We start from the raw sequence: 17534 nt of genomic DNA, 5'->3' as shown, positions 1-17534 counted from the left end.
GAAGTTATCTTTTATGAACAGAAGACCTTCTGGTCCTTCGGTAAATATATGGTCAGAAGCAAAAATGGAATTGAAAGTTACGTCAACTTTTTAGCCATTGCCTATAGTTGCGTTCAGCTTCTTCCCTTCAAACAGGAGAGGTATGCCCATTTGAAGGAGGAAAGTTCTCAAGTGAAGAAACAACTCATTGGAATGGCGATCCAGCAGGAAGTATTTTTCTATACTTTCGTGCTTTCCATCGAAAACAGGATTAAATCGCTGGCTATCCTAAAGGCTTATGAACGATGGGCTGAAGAAAAACATAGTTTTTAATTACTTGTAAAGTGGTGTAATGAATGAAAAATGACTCGATTATTCACATTTAATTACTGTCCTGATTTAGACACTCCCGGTATCGGCCTGGCTCATAGCGCTGTTGAGCAGCTTCAACTGCTTCATCAAAAACGAGCTATCAATACCTTCCAGGTTGCAGGCTTTCACTTCGGACAAAATAGCAAAATGGATTGCTTTTTTTGAAGTGACGGCTTTTTCACTCAAGGAAACAATGGTAGCGCGCTTATCCAGAAGCGACGGTTCCTTTGTGAGCCAACCCTGTTTCTCAAGTCGGTTCAATATTGGGTTCAATGTTCCGATCCCCATCCCTAAACGCTCCCCGATGTGCTTGATCACTATCTGATTGTCGTCCCACAAAACCAACAGCACAAGATATTGAGGGAATGTCAAATGGAACTCTTTCAAAGCGCGGTTATACATTTTTCCGAAATCACTCGCTGCTCGATAAACTTCGAAACAAAGCTGATCCTCGAGCGGTCTTTCAAAAATAGACTCTTCCATCCGGTAGCGTCTCCTTCCCAAATTTATTCTCATCCTACAAATACATCTTACAAGATATATATTAATGGATACTATCCGGAAAGTATAACAATCGCACTTGAAAAATCCACAAAATCTGTTCTACACTCATCACAATATTATGACTGTATGAAAAAAGGACTCAGAGCGGGTGCCCTGAATCCTTTGATTGGATTGCAATATCTTTTTTCGGTTATTTTGCAGCCGCTAAACGACGGTTGACTTCATCCCAGTTTACAAGATTCCAGAATGCTTTGATGTACTCAGGACGCACGTTCTTATAGTTCAAGTAATAAGCATGCTCCCATACATCAAGACCCAAAATCGGCGTTTTGCCTTCGCTGATCGGTGAATCTTGGTTTGGAGTGGAGGTGATTTCCAATTTACCATCAGAAACTACTAACCAAGCCCAACCGGATCCAAAACGGCCTGCAGCGGCTGCGGAGAATTTTTCTTTCATGGCATCAAAACTGCCGAATGCTTCTTCGATTCCATCCTTGACAGCTCCCGTAGGTTCGCCACCTGCATTCGGTGCTAAAACTGTCCAGAACAGGCTGTGGTTTGCATGTCCACCCCCATTGTTTCTTACTGCTGTGCGGATGTCCTCCGGAATGCTGTTCAAATCAGCCAATAATTCTTCGATTGTTTTGTCGGCTAACTCAGGATGTTTTTCTAATGCTGCATTCGCGTTTGTGATGTACGCATTGTGGTGTTTCTCATGATGCAAGTGCATTGTTTCCTCATCGATATATGGTGTCAAAGCGTCGTACGCATAAGGTAGTGCTGGTAATGTAAAAGCCATGTTAAATTCCTCCTAAAATTGTTTGGTGATTTCTGACTGACTTCACTGTATCATCAATTGCTTACTTTATCAAAAATAATGCCTCGAAGCCGTAACAATTTGTGATTGCTAAATGCATCCATTTTCGATAGACTGTGTAAGTATGATGCAGAAAGCGGTGATCACAATCTCAATCGTCAGTTTAGTCAAAAATAGTTTTATGGAGCCAAAACAATTACTGGCTGCCAAAACGTTAAAAAAGAGCTCGGCCTTTTTCCTCTTCTGCTTGCTCTCACTTTCGGTCAGTATCCCCTTGTTTCTGGATGGATACGCCATCCTGGAAAAATTTTCGGCGGATGCGGGTGTGATAGCGGACAAAATACCTTCATTCACTATTGCTGACAGCGCCCTACTGTTGGACGAACCTAAGGATAAAGGTTTTATCTATAAAACGGACACCGTCCTGCTGGCTTTCGACAGTCAGGAAGTATACACACAAAGAGAACTCGAAAAAGAAATAGCATCGCCTGATCTGATTTTGAGTCTTGTCTTTTCTAAGGAAGCCTTCATCCTTTACGCTCAAGATGTCCCATTCAGATTACCGTATGAACAGGCCGATGGCATTACGGACGAGTCTTTCAAGAAATTGTTGCATAATTTTTCGAGCAATCAGTTCTTTTCCGGCGTTATCATGTTTTTGTTCAGTTTTTTTATTTCTTCATTCAGTGTACTCCTTACATTATTGATTATCGCGCTATTCGCGAATGTATTAACAGGATTTATGCGGAAAAAACTCCTTTTCCGCGAAGTCCTGAAGATGGCGTTGGTAGCAGCCGCTGTTCCGGTGCTGTTCTTCAGCTTGTTGAACGGATTCGGCCTCTATCCGCTGGTACAGGATGAAGCAATCGTGCTGATCGGAATTTTCTATTTCTACAAAGCACTCAAAGATTAGCAGGAAACCCGCAAATTTCAGAGACGACTGGTCCTCTTAAGAAAAGCTGAACGGGTTCGTTCAGCCCTGAAAGAAATTTAGGAAATCTGTCCACGCAACGTTCCCTACGGTCACCTTGTACTGGGGCTCTAAGGGATGAATCCCTAAGAGTCCCATGCAACTGAGCATCGAAGAGCGCAATAGGACAGATTTATCTAATTTCCGAAGGGCTAACCCGTGAAGCTGGACATTATTTTAGATGCATGAAACATGTTGCAAACTTATGAAACACATACGGTGATACACTTTTCACTCTGGAAAATTTTATAAATTCCTGTATGTTAAAAAAGAGGCCGCAGCAAGATGATCTTTCGATCATCTGCTGCGGCCTCTTTGATTATATTGTTGGCAAGCTGCATAAGTAAGCCACTAAAGAATCCGTTTGGCTTTTCTTATGTTTTACCCATGGCTGCGGGTTTTGCTGGCTCTTCTTTTTCGCTTCTGCTGGCTGGCGATATTTTCTTTCAATTTACGTTTGTAGCCAGGTTTCACTTGTTTCTTAGCTTTGTTTACCATTCCGCGGATGCGGTGATCGGGTTCCAATTGACTCGGAGCGTTTCTCATCTCACGGCGTTTTCTTTCATAGGTCTCAACAAGCTGATCTTTTTCGATAGCGACTGGTTTGAAAACAACGCCATACTTCTCCAGTTCATCGATTGCCTTTTCTTCACCCGGCGCGTAAAGAGTAATCGCTGTTCCTTTTAAGTTGCTGCGTCCCGTTCTGCCCGTACGGTGTACAAAGAATTCCATGTCCTTCGGCAATTCATAGTTGATGACGTGCGAAACGCCTTCGATATCGATGCCTCTTGCCGCTAAATCGGTAGCCACCATGAATTGGTACTCCAGATTATGAACTCTTCTCATGATGCGTTTGCGTTCACGAGCCGGAACATCGCCATGCAAGACAGCTGGCTGGATGCCACGTTGTCTCAATCCATCAGCGATTTCCTCAGCATTTTGTTTTGTATTGGCAAAAATCAACGCCAGATATGGTTCTCCCATTGTCAGCACTTGGTACAGAACATCAATTTTTGCTCGCCCTTTAGTCGACAGCAACAGATTATCGATTGCTGGCGCAATGATGTGTTCCGGTTTCAACTGAACAATAACAGGGTTTTCGACGTATTTCTTCAGGAAACCCTTCAGTTTCTCTGGAATCGTAGCGGAGAAAACCAGCATTTGCAGTTTCTCCGGCAAACGTCCGGCAATCTGATCGACATCATGCAGGAAGCCCAAATCCAGTGTCATATCCGCTTCATCAATGACCATTTTGGATGCAGTATGGATCTTCAACGCTTGCTCGTTGACCAGATCGAGGATCCTGCCCGGAGTTCCGATGACGATGTGCGGTTGATTGTTGATAAGTTTCGACATTTGACGTTTCTTGTCTGTACCGCCTACGTAACTGACGATACGGATTTCCTCTGGCGCATTCGAAATGAGTTGGGTGGCCGTTTGGTACAATTGTTCAGCTAATTCACGACTAGGTGAAGTGATGACAACTTGAACTTCATTTTTTGCTGGATCGATGGCATCGATCAAAGGCAGCAAGAAACTGTGGCTTTTTCCTGTTCCTGTTTGCGATTGGCCTATGACACTCTTACCAGTCCGAATGATCGGGATAATTTGTTTTTGGATATCTGTCGGTTCTTTGAAATTCAATTTGCTGATTGCCTCCAGCAAAAATGGCTTCAATTGAAAGTCTTTAAATTCCACGTTTACACCTCTTGTTTTTCTTCTGCGTATTTTATGCCCTACCATTATAACACATCCAGAAGGTTTAAACCTTAATTTCAAATAAGAATGTGAAAGGAGGATCCATAAATTTATTGGCAACATATTTACAAACTTATGCGAAAACACTCTCTAGAACATACCACACTCATGAAAACAGACACTTTCTTTCGTTGCCAAGGCTAAATGATAATAGTATAATGATATAATGAATAAAATCTAATCATAATACTAAAGGGGGGCATGTAATGATTACCCAAAATACTGCTTTGTTCACTATTTTCGGAGCGACTGGTGATTTGGCTCACCGCAAACTGTATCCGTCATTATTTCGCTTATACAAAAAAGGATTCATCAAGGATAATTTTGCCGTTATCGGAACAGCGAGACGAGAATGGTCTGATGTACATTTCCGTGAAGTGGTCTTGGATTCCATCAAAGATTTGATCGAGGATAAGGAAGATGCAATTTCTTTCGCTGCTCATTTCTATTATATCGCACACAACGTCAATGACGCGGAACACTACATCAAGTTGAAGGACTTGTCCGAATCTTTGGATGCCAAGTATTCACTGTCAGGGAACCGCATTTTTTACTTGGCGATGTCTCCGGAGTTTTTCGGCACCATTTCCGAAAAACTGAAAGAACAGAAGTTACTTACGCAAAACGGGTTCAACCGTCTGATCATAGAGAAACCTTTCGGGCGGGATTTCGAATCTGCGGATGCATTGAACACGAAGTTGCGCAAGTCGTTTGATGAAAATCAAATCTTCCGTATCGATCATTATTTGGGTAAAGAGATGGTGTAGAACATCTCTGCGGTCCGTTTCTCCAATATGATTTTCGAATCGCTGTGGAACAACAAGTACATCGACAATGTCCAGATCACCCTCTCCGAGACTGTCGGCGTGGAAGAACGCGGCGCTTATTACGACAACAATGGTGCTTTGCGCGATATGGTGCAAAATCATATCCTTCAGATTGTTGCTTTGTTAGTTATGGAACCGCCGCTTTCCTTGCAAGGCGAGGATGTGCGTTCCGAGAAAATTAAAGCTCTTCGTTCTCTTCGTCTGTACAACACACCCGAAGAGGTCAACCGCAACTTTATCAGGGCCCAGTATGCCGGAAATCCTGCAAAAGCTTTGCAAGCCTACCGGGAGGAACCAAACGTCAACCCTGCTTCATCAACCGAAACCTTTGTGGCCGGCAAAATATTAGTCGATAACTTCCGTTGGAAAGGTGTTCCCTTCTACATCCGAACCGGTAAACAAATGGCTTCTAAAGAGACATACATCCATATCCAGTTCAAACATGTTTCGATGAATATCTTCCCTACAGAAGGCGTCGACGAAATCGCTGAACCGAATGTGCTGACCATCCATGTTTCGCCGTTGGAAGGCTTCTCCTTACGCCTGAACGCCAAGCGTGTCGGTCAAGGAACTGAGATGAAAAATATTCGTATGCATCACATCTACGATGAAGAAACGCAGGCAAACAGCCCTGAAGCATATGAACGCCTCTTATTGGATTGCCTGAACGGCGATCCAACAAACTTTTCCCACTGGGATGAAGTCGCGCAATCTTGGCATTTCGTTGACCAAATCCGCAAAGTTTGGGATGCCCAAGAAGATTGTACGGATACCCTTTTCGCTTATGAGAGCCACTCGATGGGTCCAAAAGAAAGTGATGCTTTGCTTGAGCAGGACGGATTCAGCTGGACTGAATTCAATTGGAGCCAAAGTTATAAAGAAAAACAGGAAAACGAATAAAACTAAAGGCCGGACAAAAGCGTCGTTTCGCTTCTGTCCGGCCTTTTTCGATTCAATTCTGCTGCATCAATGCGTATTCTGCCATTCGATCGCCAACTCTTCCAATTCCAAAATGATGTCGTTTATTTCCGACTCATCCTTAGCGTTCGCTCCGCTCGCAAGCGGGTGGCCGCCTCCGCCATGCCGTTTGGCGACTTCATTGATGATCGGGCCTTTTGAGCGCAATCGGCAACGATAGGTCCCGTTCGGTTGCTCCACAAAAATTCCCCAGCATAAAACGCCCTCAACGGTGCCCGGCAAAGGGACAACCGGTGCGGTGTCGCTGTCGACGGCACCGAATTTCCCAAGAATTTCTTGGGAAAGGATAATGCTGGCTACCCCAACGTCGTTGATTGTTAAACTCTGCAGAACGAAACCTGATAAATTGGCTGTTTTCAGAGAATTTGTATTCATCATTTGACTGATATCCGACGCGGAAAAATCAAATTGCATCAGTTTGGAGGCTATTTTCATGGTCATTGCCGTAGTCGCCGGATAAAGAAATCTGCCGGTATCGCCTACAATGCCGGCATACAGCAGACGCGCAGCTGCGTCATTCATCGGCAGCTTATCCCCAGTTGAAAAGGAAATTTTTGCGATGATTTCACTGCTGCTGCTGGCTTGGGTCTCCACAAGGCAAATATCTCCATAGGGGTCTTCATTCGGATGATGATCGATTTTGATCAAATACTCCCCTTTAACATAACGTTTATCGCTGACTCTTGGTTGATTCGCGGTATCCGTGACGATCACCAAGGCACCCTCGTAGGCTTCATCTGGGATGCTGTCCATACTGCCGAGATACGAGAGACTATCTTCGTTTTCGCCGGCAACAAATACTTTTTTCTCAGGATAGGCTTGCCTGATCAAACTGGCGAGACCATTCTGCGAACCCAACGCATCCGGATCCGGACGCAGATGACGATGGATGATGATGGTGGCATACGCTTGAATCTTGTTGACTATATCTGCATAAATCGGATTTTCCATTCGCTTCCCTCCTAGGATTTTTCCATCAGTTGGCAAATGACGATTGCTTTGCCGACCAGAGAATTTTCTAAATAAACTTCGACATCCAGTTTGGAGGATCTTCTGCCCAACTCCAACATTTTCGAACGAATCTCAATGACACTGTCTATCTGTATCATCTTCAAATGATAGATGTCCATCTGCTCGATTAATGCATTCCGTTTCTGTAAGGTATACAAGATTTTCTTGGTCGTGCTCGCCAACACTTCACTCAATACCCCGAACGACACCGTTCCCAGGCTATTCGTCATTTGTGGTGTGATTCTGAAATTATAGGAAGGCAAAGCAGTCCCTTCTTCAGAGCTGATCAAAGACAAGTTTTCAACGACTTGGTCCTCAATCGTATTGCCTACTTGCGGCTGACGCTGTGCAAGTTGCATGGCTTTCATAACATCCTGGCGGGAAATGATACCGAGCAGCTGCAAGTTATCTTTCACCACAGGCATCACCTCTAAGCCATCCCAGATCATCCGGTGAGCCACGCTCGCTACACTCATGTGCGTTTTTGCGACTATCGGATCGCGGGTCATTACCCGTTCAAGCGAAAGCGTATCTGCTTTTCCAAGGATATCCTTCGCAGTTATGATGCCCACAAGTCGCATGTTGTGATTGACGATCGGGAACCGTGAATGGGTGCTTTCTGTATTGAGGTTGCGATACTGGAAAACAGTATCATCCAATGAAAGAAATTTCGTCTCATCAATCGGCGTGTAGATGTCCTCCACCAGCATAATTTCTTTTTTGATCAGCTGGTCCGTCATGGCGCGGTTGATCATCGTCGCTACGGTAAAAGTGTCATAGGTCGTACGCAGTATCGGCATTTCGACCTGATCCGCCAAATGGACGATGCTCTCATCTGTATCGAACCCCCCCGTAATAAGGACGGCTGCGCCCTTTTCCAACGCGAATTCCTGGATATCATTCCGGTTACCGACGATCATAAGCGATCCTGGTGAAATGTATCGCTCCATCGCTTCGCGTTGCATCGCACCGATGATGAACTTGCTCAAGGTCTTATCAAGGCCTTTCTTGCCGCCCAAAATATCACCATCGATGATTTTACAGATCTGCCCGAAAGTTAGCGTTTCGATGTTTTCTTTCGATTTGCGTTCGATCCGGATGGTGCCTACCCGTTCGATTGTTGAAACCAATCCGATGTTCTCGGCATCTTTGATGGCGCGGTAAGCTGTCCCTTCAGACATGTTCAAATTTTTAGCTATCGTACGGACGGAAAGCTTTTCTCCGACCGGCATCGTTTCGATGTATTGAATGATTTGCTCATGTTTCGTTGCCATAGTCTACTCCCTTACTTTCTCAATTATAGTGAAATGGATTCCCCAGGTTGCATTATCAGGCCGACCCCATCATCCAGAAGGGTGAGGAACTCATTCGGATCCTGTTCGATCAACGGAAAAGTGTTGTAGTGGATTGGTACCGCAATTCGGGGTTTCAAAAACGTAACTGCTTTGGCGGCGTCTTTCGGCCCCATTGTGTAGTTGTCCCCTATCGGCAGAAACGTCACATCAATCGGATAATCTTCCCCTATCAGCTTCATATCGGAAAACAGTGCTGTGTCGCCGGCATGATAGATTGTCTTCCCTTCAGCATGCAGGAGGATGCCGCTTGCCAATCCAAACGTATACGGCAAGCCATTGACAGGCAAGGCCGACCCATGGATTGCTTGCGTCAGTTTCACATAGCCGAAATCGAACGAATGCCCTCCTCCGGGTTGCATGCCATGGGTGCGGAATCCTTTTTCGGAAAAGTAGTCTGCTAGTTCAACTGTCGAAATGATCAGCGGATGTGTTCTGTGCGCGATCCGCTCTGTATCACCGATATGATCACCGTGTCCATGCGTCAACAGGATCACGTCGCAAGGAACCGTGTCCGGATCCAGGTCGCTAAGTGGGTTTCCAGTTATAAACGGATCGATCAGTAAATGCTTCCCTTCCGCTGTTTCAATGCATACGCAAGATTGCCCGTGAAAAGATATCCTCATTGCGGTTGCTCACCTTTCTCTGTAGAAAAATCTGATAAAAACTGTATTATTCATTGTTCATCGTATCATGAAACAGTGTATTAATACAACTACAAGCGAGCGATGTCATTTTGTTTTGTATACATTAAAAGGCCTTCTATTTGGAAGGCCTTTTAATGTATACTTCATTATCCTAGAGCAACGTCAAGAATCATCATGACCGTAAATCCGACCATAAGTCCCATCGTTGCAATATCGCTGTTTCCGTTCGTTTGCGACTCCGGAATCAGTTCCTCGACGACAACAAAGATCATGGCTCCGGCTGCAAATGCGAGCGCATACGGTAAAATCGCGCTCATCGATATGACGGCGGCGGCTCCGATAACGGCCGCAATCGGTTCAACGATAGCAGAAAGTTGGCCGTAATTAAAGGCTTTCAGCCTGCTGTTTCCATCGGCTCGGATCGGCATGGACAAAGCAGATCCTTCGGGTATGTTCTGGATTCCGATACCGATCGCCAATCCAACGGCGCTCAATAACGTGTTATCTTGGGATATACCGGCTGCAACCGCTCCAAACCCCACTCCAACTGCCAATCCTTCCGGGATATTATGGATTGTGATGGCAAGGAACAGCAACAGATTTCGGGAAGCCTGTGTCTGGGGCCCTTCGCGGTTTTCCATCGGTTCACCCAAATGCAGATGGGGAACGATTTTATCGGTCATGCGCAGGAATATGCCCCCCAAAAGGAATCCGATTGATGCCGGGACCCATGACCAAACTCCGTAGCCATTCTCTTCTGCATGAGAGATGGATGGGGCCAATAATGACCAGAACGACGCTGCGATCATGACTCCTGCAGCGAAACCGCTCATGACATCAAGGACTTTTCGGTTAACAGATTTGAAAAAAAATACAAATGAGGCGCCGATGATGGTACACCCCCAAGTGAACAAGCCTGCTATGAACGCTTGCATGATTGGATTTAATTGACTGAATGACTCTAACATGGTTTTTATCTCCCCTTTATAATGTAATAACTACTTTCCGCTATAAGTGCTTTGTATTCCATAACGGCAACTGGATGTTCTCGTAATGGATAGGATCGAGCTGAGTGATGGTGATCCCCAATAAACGTACATGCCGTTCTATGGTGCCATGGTCCAGCCAAAGTTCCCAGGCGTGTTGAAAAATATCCTTAGCTTGGGAAAAATGATCGACCCGAGTTTTTCTGCGCGTTAGGGTATCGAAATCGGCGTAGCGGATTTTCAATACCATCGTCCGACCGTGCAGCTTGCTGTTATGCAGCGCAACATGGACAGCCTGAGCGATTTGTTTCAGCTCCACCCTGACCTGATCCTCATCAGACAGGAACTGTATAAAAGTATGTTCTTTCCCGATCGATTTCCTTTCCCTTTCGGGCTCCACGGCTCGGTTGTCGATGCCTCTGACCCGTTGATAGAGGACATATCCATGCTTGCCGAATTGTGAAATCAATTCACTTTGATCAAAAAGATAAAGATCCTCTCCGGCATGAATACCCAACAGTTTCATCTTTTCGACGGTCTTCTTGCCGACGCCATAAAACTTTTCGATGGGCAACTCCCATAAAAAACGGGCGGCCTCGTCCGGTGTGATCACAGTCAAGCCAGCCGGTTTCTGATAATCGGAAGCAATCTTTGCGATGAATTTATTGTAGGAAACCCCTGCCGAGCAAGTAAGACCGGTTTCCTGCCAGACTTCCCTTTGAATTCTTCGGGCAATCACAGTCGCACTCGACAGATTCTGCTTATTCTGGGTGACATCCAGATAGGCTTCATCCAATGACAAAGGTTCAATCAAATCGGTATAGCGCGCAAATATGCCTCTGATCTGTCGGGAAATCATTTTATAGTGATTCATTCGCGGAGAAATAAAGATCGCTTCAGGGCAGAGTTCAAATGCTTTTTGCGCACTCATAGCCGAATGGATTCCAAATTTCCTGGCGATATAGTTAGCCGTGGTCACTACCCCTTTGCGACCGGTTTCTCTTGGGTGATTCGCTATGACAATCGGCTTACCGCGATGTTCCGGGTGGTCCCTTTCTTCAATCGAAGCGTAGAAGGCATCCATATCCACATGGATGATCTTCCTGGTTTTATCATTTTCGGGCTCCTTAAATGTCAAGATCCCAATCTGCATACTGTTCTCCTTACTTTAGCCGGATTCATTGCACATAAATTTTACTTGCTGCTTTGAAACTGATTTGGTGGGACTGATGATTCTGCGTCTCAAAGCTATAAGGACCCTCATACGGCTCCACATTTGTCAGCAGATAAGGTACGCTTAACTTTACATTCTTTTGGAGCAAATACGCCAGAAATTCTTGATCGTCATCCACTTCCCTGATGATAAAGCGGGTACCGACTTCCAATTCGGTCAATGGTTTGCTTTCATAAACCTCAATCCGCCCTTCTTTGTCGGGGATTACACCCCCATGCGGATCATATTTAGGAAATCCTAAATAAGCATCCAGTCTGTCGACGAGTCGATCTGAGGATACATGCTCAAGCAGTTCGGCCTCTTCGTGCACTTCGTCCCAATTAAAATCCAATTTTTCCGAGAGGAATACTTCCCAAAGTCGATGTTTCCGAATCAGCTTATTTGCTATCAATTGTCCCTTTTCGGTGATCTGCACACCCTGATACGGGATGTGGCTGATCAGGCCATCCTTGAGTAATTTGACTGACATTTCGGTAACAGAAGCGGCAGAAACGGATAAGGCCTGCCCAATTTGTTTATTATTGACAAGCTGTTTGTCTCCACCTAATTCCATGATTACTTTCAAATAATCTTCTTTGTGCGGCGTCATACGCCCCCTCCTTTTTAGGTTAACCTAAACTATATTTCATATTATACGACTAATTGGATCGATTGCAAGGCTAAAACTTAAAATAAGCCCTTCCATTTCAGTATATATTAGGCTTGAAAACCTAGTAAGGATGATGGACGACAAATCAGCGGAACCCATTGGGCAAGATGGACAAGCCCTTATATTTCGACGGACTCCGTAATGCCAAGTTATTTTTTGTAAGCAAAAAAGCCAGGAGCGCGTCCCGGCTTTTTCATTATATTCTCTTAACCTTTGTAGGCTGCGTAGATGATTTCTTTCAATTCTGAGATTAATGGTTGTTTAGGGTTAGCTGTTGTACATTGGTCTTCAAATGCCAATTCAGCTAAGCGGTCTGCATCGCGTTCAAGCATTTCTTCAGTGATGCCTTGATCACGGAAGTTCATCTTGATGCCGATGTCTTGACCTAATTTAGTGATTTCAGTCGCTAAAGCTTCGACCAACTCAGCAGTCGTATTGCCTTTGAAGCCTAGGTAGCGAGCGATTTCAGCGTAGTCTTCGTCTGCACGGAAGTACTCGTATTTAGCCCACAACGCATGTTTTTGAGGATCGATTGCATTGTAGCGGATGATATGCGGCAACAGGATAGCGTTCGTACGGCCGTGGATCAGATCCCATTGTCCGCCGATTTTGTGTGCGATCGAGTGGGAAATACCCAGGAACGCATTCGCGAAGGCCATACCAGCCATAGTAGAAGCATTGTGCATTTTTTCGCGAGACTCTTGATCGCCGTAGTTGTATGAGTTTCTAAGGTTTTCGAATACCAGTTTGATGGCTTGTAAGCTCAAACCTTTAGTGTAGTCGTTTGCCAATACGGAAACAAAAGATTCGATGGCATGCGTCAATACGTCCATACCGGTATCTGCAGTTACAGATTTAGGAACACTGTATACGAATTGTGGATCCACGATAGCAATATCAGGAGTCAATGCGTAATCAGCCAATGGGTATTTGATGTGTGTTTCGCTGTCTGTGATAACCGCGAATGGCGTTACTTCCGAACCAGTACCTGAGGTAGTTGGGATGCAGACAAGTTTCGCTTTTTCCATATCCTTGATCTTGTAAGTACGTTTGCGGATATCCAAGTATTTTTGTTTAGCGCCGAAGAAGTCACTTTCTGGGTGCTCATAGAACAACCACATCGCTTTGGCAGCATCCATAGGAGAACCCCCGCCGATGGCGATGATTGTATCCGGTTGGAAGTCACGCATTTTTTCAGTACCACGGTTTACAGTGTTTGTTGTCGGGTTAGGTTCAACATCCGAGAAGATTGCGTAAGATACTTTGTTGTTGCGTTGCTTCAATTGTTCGATGACTACATCCACATAGCCGAATTTGACCATGCCGTCGTCGCAGACGATGAAGACTCTTTCGACATCTTTCATGTCACGTAAGTATCTAACTGAATTTTCTTCGAAGTAAACCTTCTCTGGTAATTTAATCCACTGCATATTATTTCTCCTTTTAGCAACAGTTTTCACGTTCAACAAATCTAATGCAGAAACGTTATGAGAAACTGAGTTTCTGCCGTAAGATCCGCAACCCAAAGTTAATGAAGCGATGTTATTGTTGTACAGGTCACCGATACCGGCTTGAGAAGATGGAGAGTTGATAAGCACACGACAAGCTTTCATTTCTTTTCCGAATCGCTCGATCAAGTCATTGCGGCGAGTATGCAGTGCAGCCGAGTGACCTAAGCCACCCAAATCAAGCATTTGTTTGCACAGTTGGATACCATGCTCTGTACTGTCTGATTTCATCATAGCCAATACTGGAGATAATTTTTCTCTTGACATTGGGTATTCTGCTCCGACACCTGGTAATTCAGCGACTAGCATTTTAGTGTTTGCAGGAACGTTCAATCCAGCCAATTCAGCAATCTTACGAGCGTGCATACCGACAACATTCGGTCTTACGCCAGTTTTGGCATCATTCATCACGACATCTTCCAATTGTTGGATTTCTTCAGGTTTAGCAAAGTATACGTTGTGCAGTTGGAATTCTTTTTTGACTTCATCATAGATTTCGCTGTCGACGATTGCAGCTTGCTCTGAAGCACAGATCATACCGTTATCGAACGTTTTTGAAACGATGATGTCATTTACAGCACGTTTGATGTTTGCTGTTTTTTCGATGTAAGCTGGAACGTTACCAGGGCCAACGCCTAATGCTGGTTTACCTGTAGAATAAGCAGCTTTAACCATTGCAGCTCCACCAGTAGCCAATACGACAGCAACTTCTGGATGGTTGATCAATTCAGCTGTTTTTTCCATTGATACGCCTTCTACCCATTGGATACAGTCAGCAGGTGCGCCCGCTTTGATGGCAGCATCGTAAACAACTTTTGCAGTTGCAGCTGAACATTTTTCTGCGCTTGGGTGGAAAGAGAAGATGATCGGGTTTCTTGTTTTCATACAGATCATCGCTTTGAAGATTGTTGTCGAAGTTGGGTTGGTTGTTGGGATGATACCGGCAACAACACCTACAGGAGCAGCAACTTTCATGATTTGATCTACTTTGTTGTCTTCGATGATACCGACTGTTTTATTTTTTCTGATTGAGTGCCAGATATTTTCAGCGGCATACATATTTTTGATACATTTATCTTCATAAACGCCACGGCCTGTTTCTTCAACTGCCATTTTTGCAAGTGGCATATGTTGCTCCATTGCAGCTAATGCCATTTCGTGGACGATGTGGTCGACTTGTTCTTGGGTATAATCTTCAAACAGAGTCAAAGCTTTTTGGGCTTTTGCAGTGTAGTTGCTGATTTCTTCTTTGGCAGTCATCATGGGTTTTTTCTCCTCTAAAACTACTTTTTCTTTACTCATGTGAGATCCTCCTAAAAATATATGTTATCCTTTTCACATGCTTATTATATTTCATGGAATTTTGTTTGTAAAGCGGATAAATGTGATATTTTTCACTTATTTCCGAAACAACCATTGTAAGCGTGTTCAATAGGTTTTTATGCCTCTGCTCGTTTTCACAAATAGTTTATGGAAACAGTCTTCATCTCAACTTTCTTATTGTGAAATAATTATCATTGTTCGGATTTTATCCGAAAAAAATTTTTTTGAATTTTTTTCCGCAGCGAAAAACGACGTGGTCGTTAGACGTCCCTATCTAATTAATTTGCGCCATTCCGAGACCGCTGAACCGAATAAATCCGCCTGCTAATAATCCAAACCTTCTTTTTTGTCATTAGAGATTCATATATGAGCGCTAAAAATAATTTTTGTTTATTTCACAGGACCAAAAATGTCCCGACTTGATGATGTCATCAAAAAATTCAATCACCTCGCAAGACCATTATACGAAAATTTGCCCGGCATTCCGAATCATCCATCCTTGTTCCGCTTAACTAAATCAAGGTTACTAGCGATCGCTAGAAAATCAGGTATTCAAAAAAGCACAATACTCTGCAGTATTGTGCTTTTTACGGGAAACGATTTATAGGAAATCATCAAAATTGATTTCATCTAATGAAGAGACCTTATAGACTTGCGCTTCTAAAGCAACAAAATCAAAGTAATGGTTTACCGTCGTTTTCATGATATCCCGGATCTGCTGGTAATAATGTGGAGGGACAGTATGCTTCCAAGAAAATTCCTTGAAATAGCGATAGATATCGTCGACTTGGATGTTTTCGTAGCCCAGTTTATTGAACTCAGTTGCTTTCAATTTGAACCATGGCTCCAATTGATCATATTGTTTCTCTGATATAGCAGGCAATCGCCGCCCCTCCTTTCCGATGGATCAAATCGCTTTACTCTTCGTTATTGTCTTCTTGTGTTTGCTCTGTTTCTGTTGCTGTGAAATCTTCGACAATCGCATCATCCGTTGTGATTGTGGCAACCTTCGAAATGCGTGAAATAGCGCGTTTTTCAAAAGTCAGAAAAATCCCTTCGCAATCCAATACGACTGTGTTATCAGCAGAATTGATTTCTTCAACAATTCCGTGCAAGCCGCCGATGGTGACTACTTTATCCCCTGGCTTGATTTGACTCAGCATATCCTGTGTTTTTTGTGCTTGTTTCTTTTGTGGTCTGATCAGGATGAAATACATTACGCCGAACAATACCCCATAAAAGGCAATCATGATTACTGTATCCATATATTTTCCTCCATCTGTGGATTATTTCTATCTATCCTCCACTTTACCAAACTTTAAGTTAGACTACCACCCAAAATCTAAAACTTCTTCGGATTTTCAACGTTGAAGCCGTACTCTTCCACGAATGCTTCCCTGAATTCCAATAGATTATCATCCATGATGGCTTGGCGCACATTTTTCATCAAGTTTATCAAGAAATGGAGATTATGATAAGAGGTCAAGCGCAAGCCAAATGTTTCATCAGCTTTGATTAAATGACGAATGTACGCACGTGTATAATTTTTGCATGTATAGCAATCGCATTTTTCATCCAATGGTCGGAAATCCCGTTCATATTTCGCATTCTTGATGACCAAACGGCCGCTGCTTGTCATACAAGTACCATTTCGCGCTATTCGAGTCGGAAGCACACAGTCGAACATGTCGATTCCGCGGATGACTCCATCGATCAAGGAATCCGGTGCACCTACGCCCATCAGATACCTCGGTTTGTTCTCCGGCATGACTGGCGTCAGGTAATCCAGCACACCATTCATCTCTTCCTTCGTTTCGCCGACCGAAAGTCCACCAATCGAATAACCTGGAAAATCCAAAGAAATCAGTTCTCTGGCGCTCTGCAGCCTTAAATCCTTGTAACCTGCACCTTGGATGATGCCGAACAAGCCTTGTTGATCGGGCTTTTTGTGGGCTTCGAGGCCTCGCTCTGCCCATCTTGTCGTTCTTTCGACAGACGCTTTGATGTAATCATAGCTTTCGCTGTAAGGAGGGCACTCGTCAAAGCTCATGATGATATCGGCACCTAGCTGATTTTCGATGTGGATCGCTTTTTCGGGTGACAGAAACATTTTCGAACCATTCAGATGATTGCGGAAATGTACGCCGGCCTCGGTGATCTGTCTGTTCTGGCTTAACGAGAAGACTTGGAAGCCACCTGAATCGGTCAAGATCCCTCTGTCCCAATTCATGAATTTATGCAGGCCTCCTGCTTCTTCCACCAAATCGGAGCCCGGTCTGAGCCAAAGGTGATACGTGTTGCTCAGGATGATCTGGGAGCCCATTGTCTTTAATTCTTCAGGAGACATTGTCTTTACGGTGGCCAAAGTGCCTACCGGCATGAACATAGGTGTCTGAAAAGTACCGTGGGGCGTTATGATCTCTCCCAAACGCGCACCTGTATGTTTTTCTTTTTTGATAAGGCGATAACGAATCGCTGGTTCAGTCAATGTATTCACTTCTTTCTTATAGATATCCGGCAATCAGTATACCATAGTCACACACTATTTTCTTGTGTTCACTATTAAAAAATGCAATCCGAAGCTTCCGGATTGCATTTTTTCGTTATTCGCACGACTCA

The 17534-nt window shown here is 44.1% G+C and carries 14 protein-coding genes and 2 pseudogenes; 3 read left to right on the top strand and 13 right to left on the bottom strand.

The genetic code is table 11. From position 1 onward, the window contains the following. Positions 1 to 312: pseudogene (locus BMZ71_RS15030) on the top strand (IS701 family transposase); the annotation flags it as partial. A gap of 66 nt (positions 313 to 378) precedes the next feature. Here the strand turns inward: BMZ71_RS15030 and BMZ71_RS00555 are convergent. Further along, entirely contained in the window at positions 379 to 834 is a 456-nt protein-coding gene (locus BMZ71_RS00555; RefSeq protein WP_086988441.1) for a MarR family winged helix-turn-helix transcriptional regulator, read from the bottom strand. Positions 835 to 1045: 211 nt separating this feature from the next. Then, positions 1046 to 1654, bottom strand: a complete 609-nt coding sequence (locus BMZ71_RS00550) for a superoxide dismutase (RefSeq protein ID WP_068560515.1) — start codon at positions 1652 to 1654, stop codon at positions 1046 to 1048. Positions 1655 to 1796: 142 nt separating this feature from the next. On the opposite strand from BMZ71_RS00550, the gene BMZ71_RS00545 reads away from it, so the two are divergent. Next, positions 1797 to 2585, top strand: coding sequence for a DUF1189 family protein (locus BMZ71_RS00545; protein WP_177187441.1), 789 nt, complete (start codon positions 1797 to 1799; stop codon positions 2583 to 2585). A gap of 438 nt (positions 2586 to 3023) precedes the next feature. Here the strand turns inward: BMZ71_RS00545 and BMZ71_RS00540 are convergent, their stop codons facing one another. Further along, positions 3024 to 4340: a DEAD/DEAH box helicase gene (locus BMZ71_RS00540; RefSeq protein ID WP_370684628.1), complete on the bottom strand. Its 1317-nt coding sequence runs from the start codon at positions 4338 to 4340 to the stop codon at positions 3024 to 3026. 266 nt (positions 4341 to 4606) lie between these two features. On the opposite strand from BMZ71_RS00540, the pseudogene zwf reads away from it, so the two are divergent. Next, positions 4607 to 6127 (top strand): annotated as a pseudogene (zwf, locus tag BMZ71_RS00535) (glucose-6-phosphate dehydrogenase). Between the two features lie 66 nt (positions 6128 to 6193). Here the strand turns inward: zwf and BMZ71_RS00530 are convergent. The 10 genes from BMZ71_RS00530 to tgt all read right to left on the bottom strand — a co-directional run bounded on the left by BMZ71_RS00530 (position 6194) and on the right by tgt (position 17403). Beyond that, positions 6194 to 7156 (bottom strand): DHH family phosphoesterase, encoded by a 963-nt coding sequence (locus BMZ71_RS00530; RefSeq protein ID WP_086988438.1) that lies wholly within the window; start codon positions 7154 to 7156, stop codon positions 6194 to 6196. Between the two features lie 11 nt (positions 7157 to 7167). Further along, a complete protein-coding gene (locus tag BMZ71_RS00525) occupies positions 7168 to 8490 on the bottom strand; it encodes a DRTGG domain-containing protein (protein WP_068560499.1) in 1323 nt (440 codons plus the stop codon). Positions 8491 to 8513: 23 nt separating this feature from the next. Beyond that, on the bottom strand, positions 8514 to 9194 hold the full coding sequence (locus BMZ71_RS00520; protein WP_086988437.1) for a metal-dependent hydrolase: 681 nt from the start codon (positions 9192 to 9194) through the stop codon (positions 8514 to 8516). A 167-nt stretch (positions 9195 to 9361) separates the two neighbouring features. Continuing rightward, positions 9362 to 10183 carry a ZIP family metal transporter gene (locus tag BMZ71_RS00515; protein ID WP_086988436.1) on the bottom strand — a complete coding sequence of 274 codons (822 nt, stop codon included), beginning with the start codon at positions 10181 to 10183 and terminating at the stop codon, positions 9362 to 9364. Positions 10184 to 10223: 40 nt separating this feature from the next. After that, positions 10224 to 11354 (bottom strand): DNA polymerase IV, encoded by a 1131-nt coding sequence (dinB, locus tag BMZ71_RS00510; protein ID WP_086988435.1) that lies wholly within the window; start codon positions 11352 to 11354, stop codon positions 10224 to 10226. Between the two features lie 25 nt (positions 11355 to 11379). Next, positions 11380 to 12024 carry a metal-dependent transcriptional regulator gene (locus BMZ71_RS00505; protein ID WP_086988434.1) on the bottom strand — a complete coding sequence of 215 codons (645 nt, stop codon included), beginning with the start codon at positions 12022 to 12024 and terminating at the stop codon, positions 11380 to 11382. Between the two features lie 266 nt (positions 12025 to 12290). Continuing rightward, positions 12291 to 14894: a bifunctional acetaldehyde-CoA/alcohol dehydrogenase gene (adhE, locus tag BMZ71_RS00500; protein WP_086988433.1), complete on the bottom strand. Its 2604-nt coding sequence runs from the start codon at positions 14892 to 14894 to the stop codon at positions 12291 to 12293. Between the two features lie 622 nt (positions 14895 to 15516). Next, complete coding sequence (locus tag BMZ71_RS00495; protein ID WP_086988432.1) at positions 15517 to 15798, bottom strand: post-transcriptional regulator; 282 nt, start codon at positions 15796 to 15798, stop codon at positions 15517 to 15519. Between the two features lie 34 nt (positions 15799 to 15832). Continuing rightward, positions 15833 to 16180 (bottom strand): preprotein translocase subunit YajC, encoded by a 348-nt coding sequence (yajC, locus tag BMZ71_RS00490; RefSeq protein WP_068560480.1) that lies wholly within the window; start codon positions 16178 to 16180, stop codon positions 15833 to 15835. A gap of 77 nt (positions 16181 to 16257) precedes the next feature. Further along, positions 16258 to 17403, bottom strand: coding sequence for a tRNA guanosine(34) transglycosylase Tgt (tgt, locus tag BMZ71_RS00485; protein ID WP_068560477.1), 1146 nt, complete (start codon positions 17401 to 17403; stop codon positions 16258 to 16260). Positions 17404 to 17534: the final 131 nt, after the last annotated feature.

The sequence above is a fragment of the Trichococcus flocculiformis genome, assembly GCF_900113645.1.
Lineage (GTDB): Bacteria > Bacillota > Bacilli > Lactobacillales > Aerococcaceae > Trichococcus > Trichococcus flocculiformis.
Note: the sequence above shows the minus strand (reverse complement) of the source record. Positions and strands in the feature narration are given on the sequence as shown.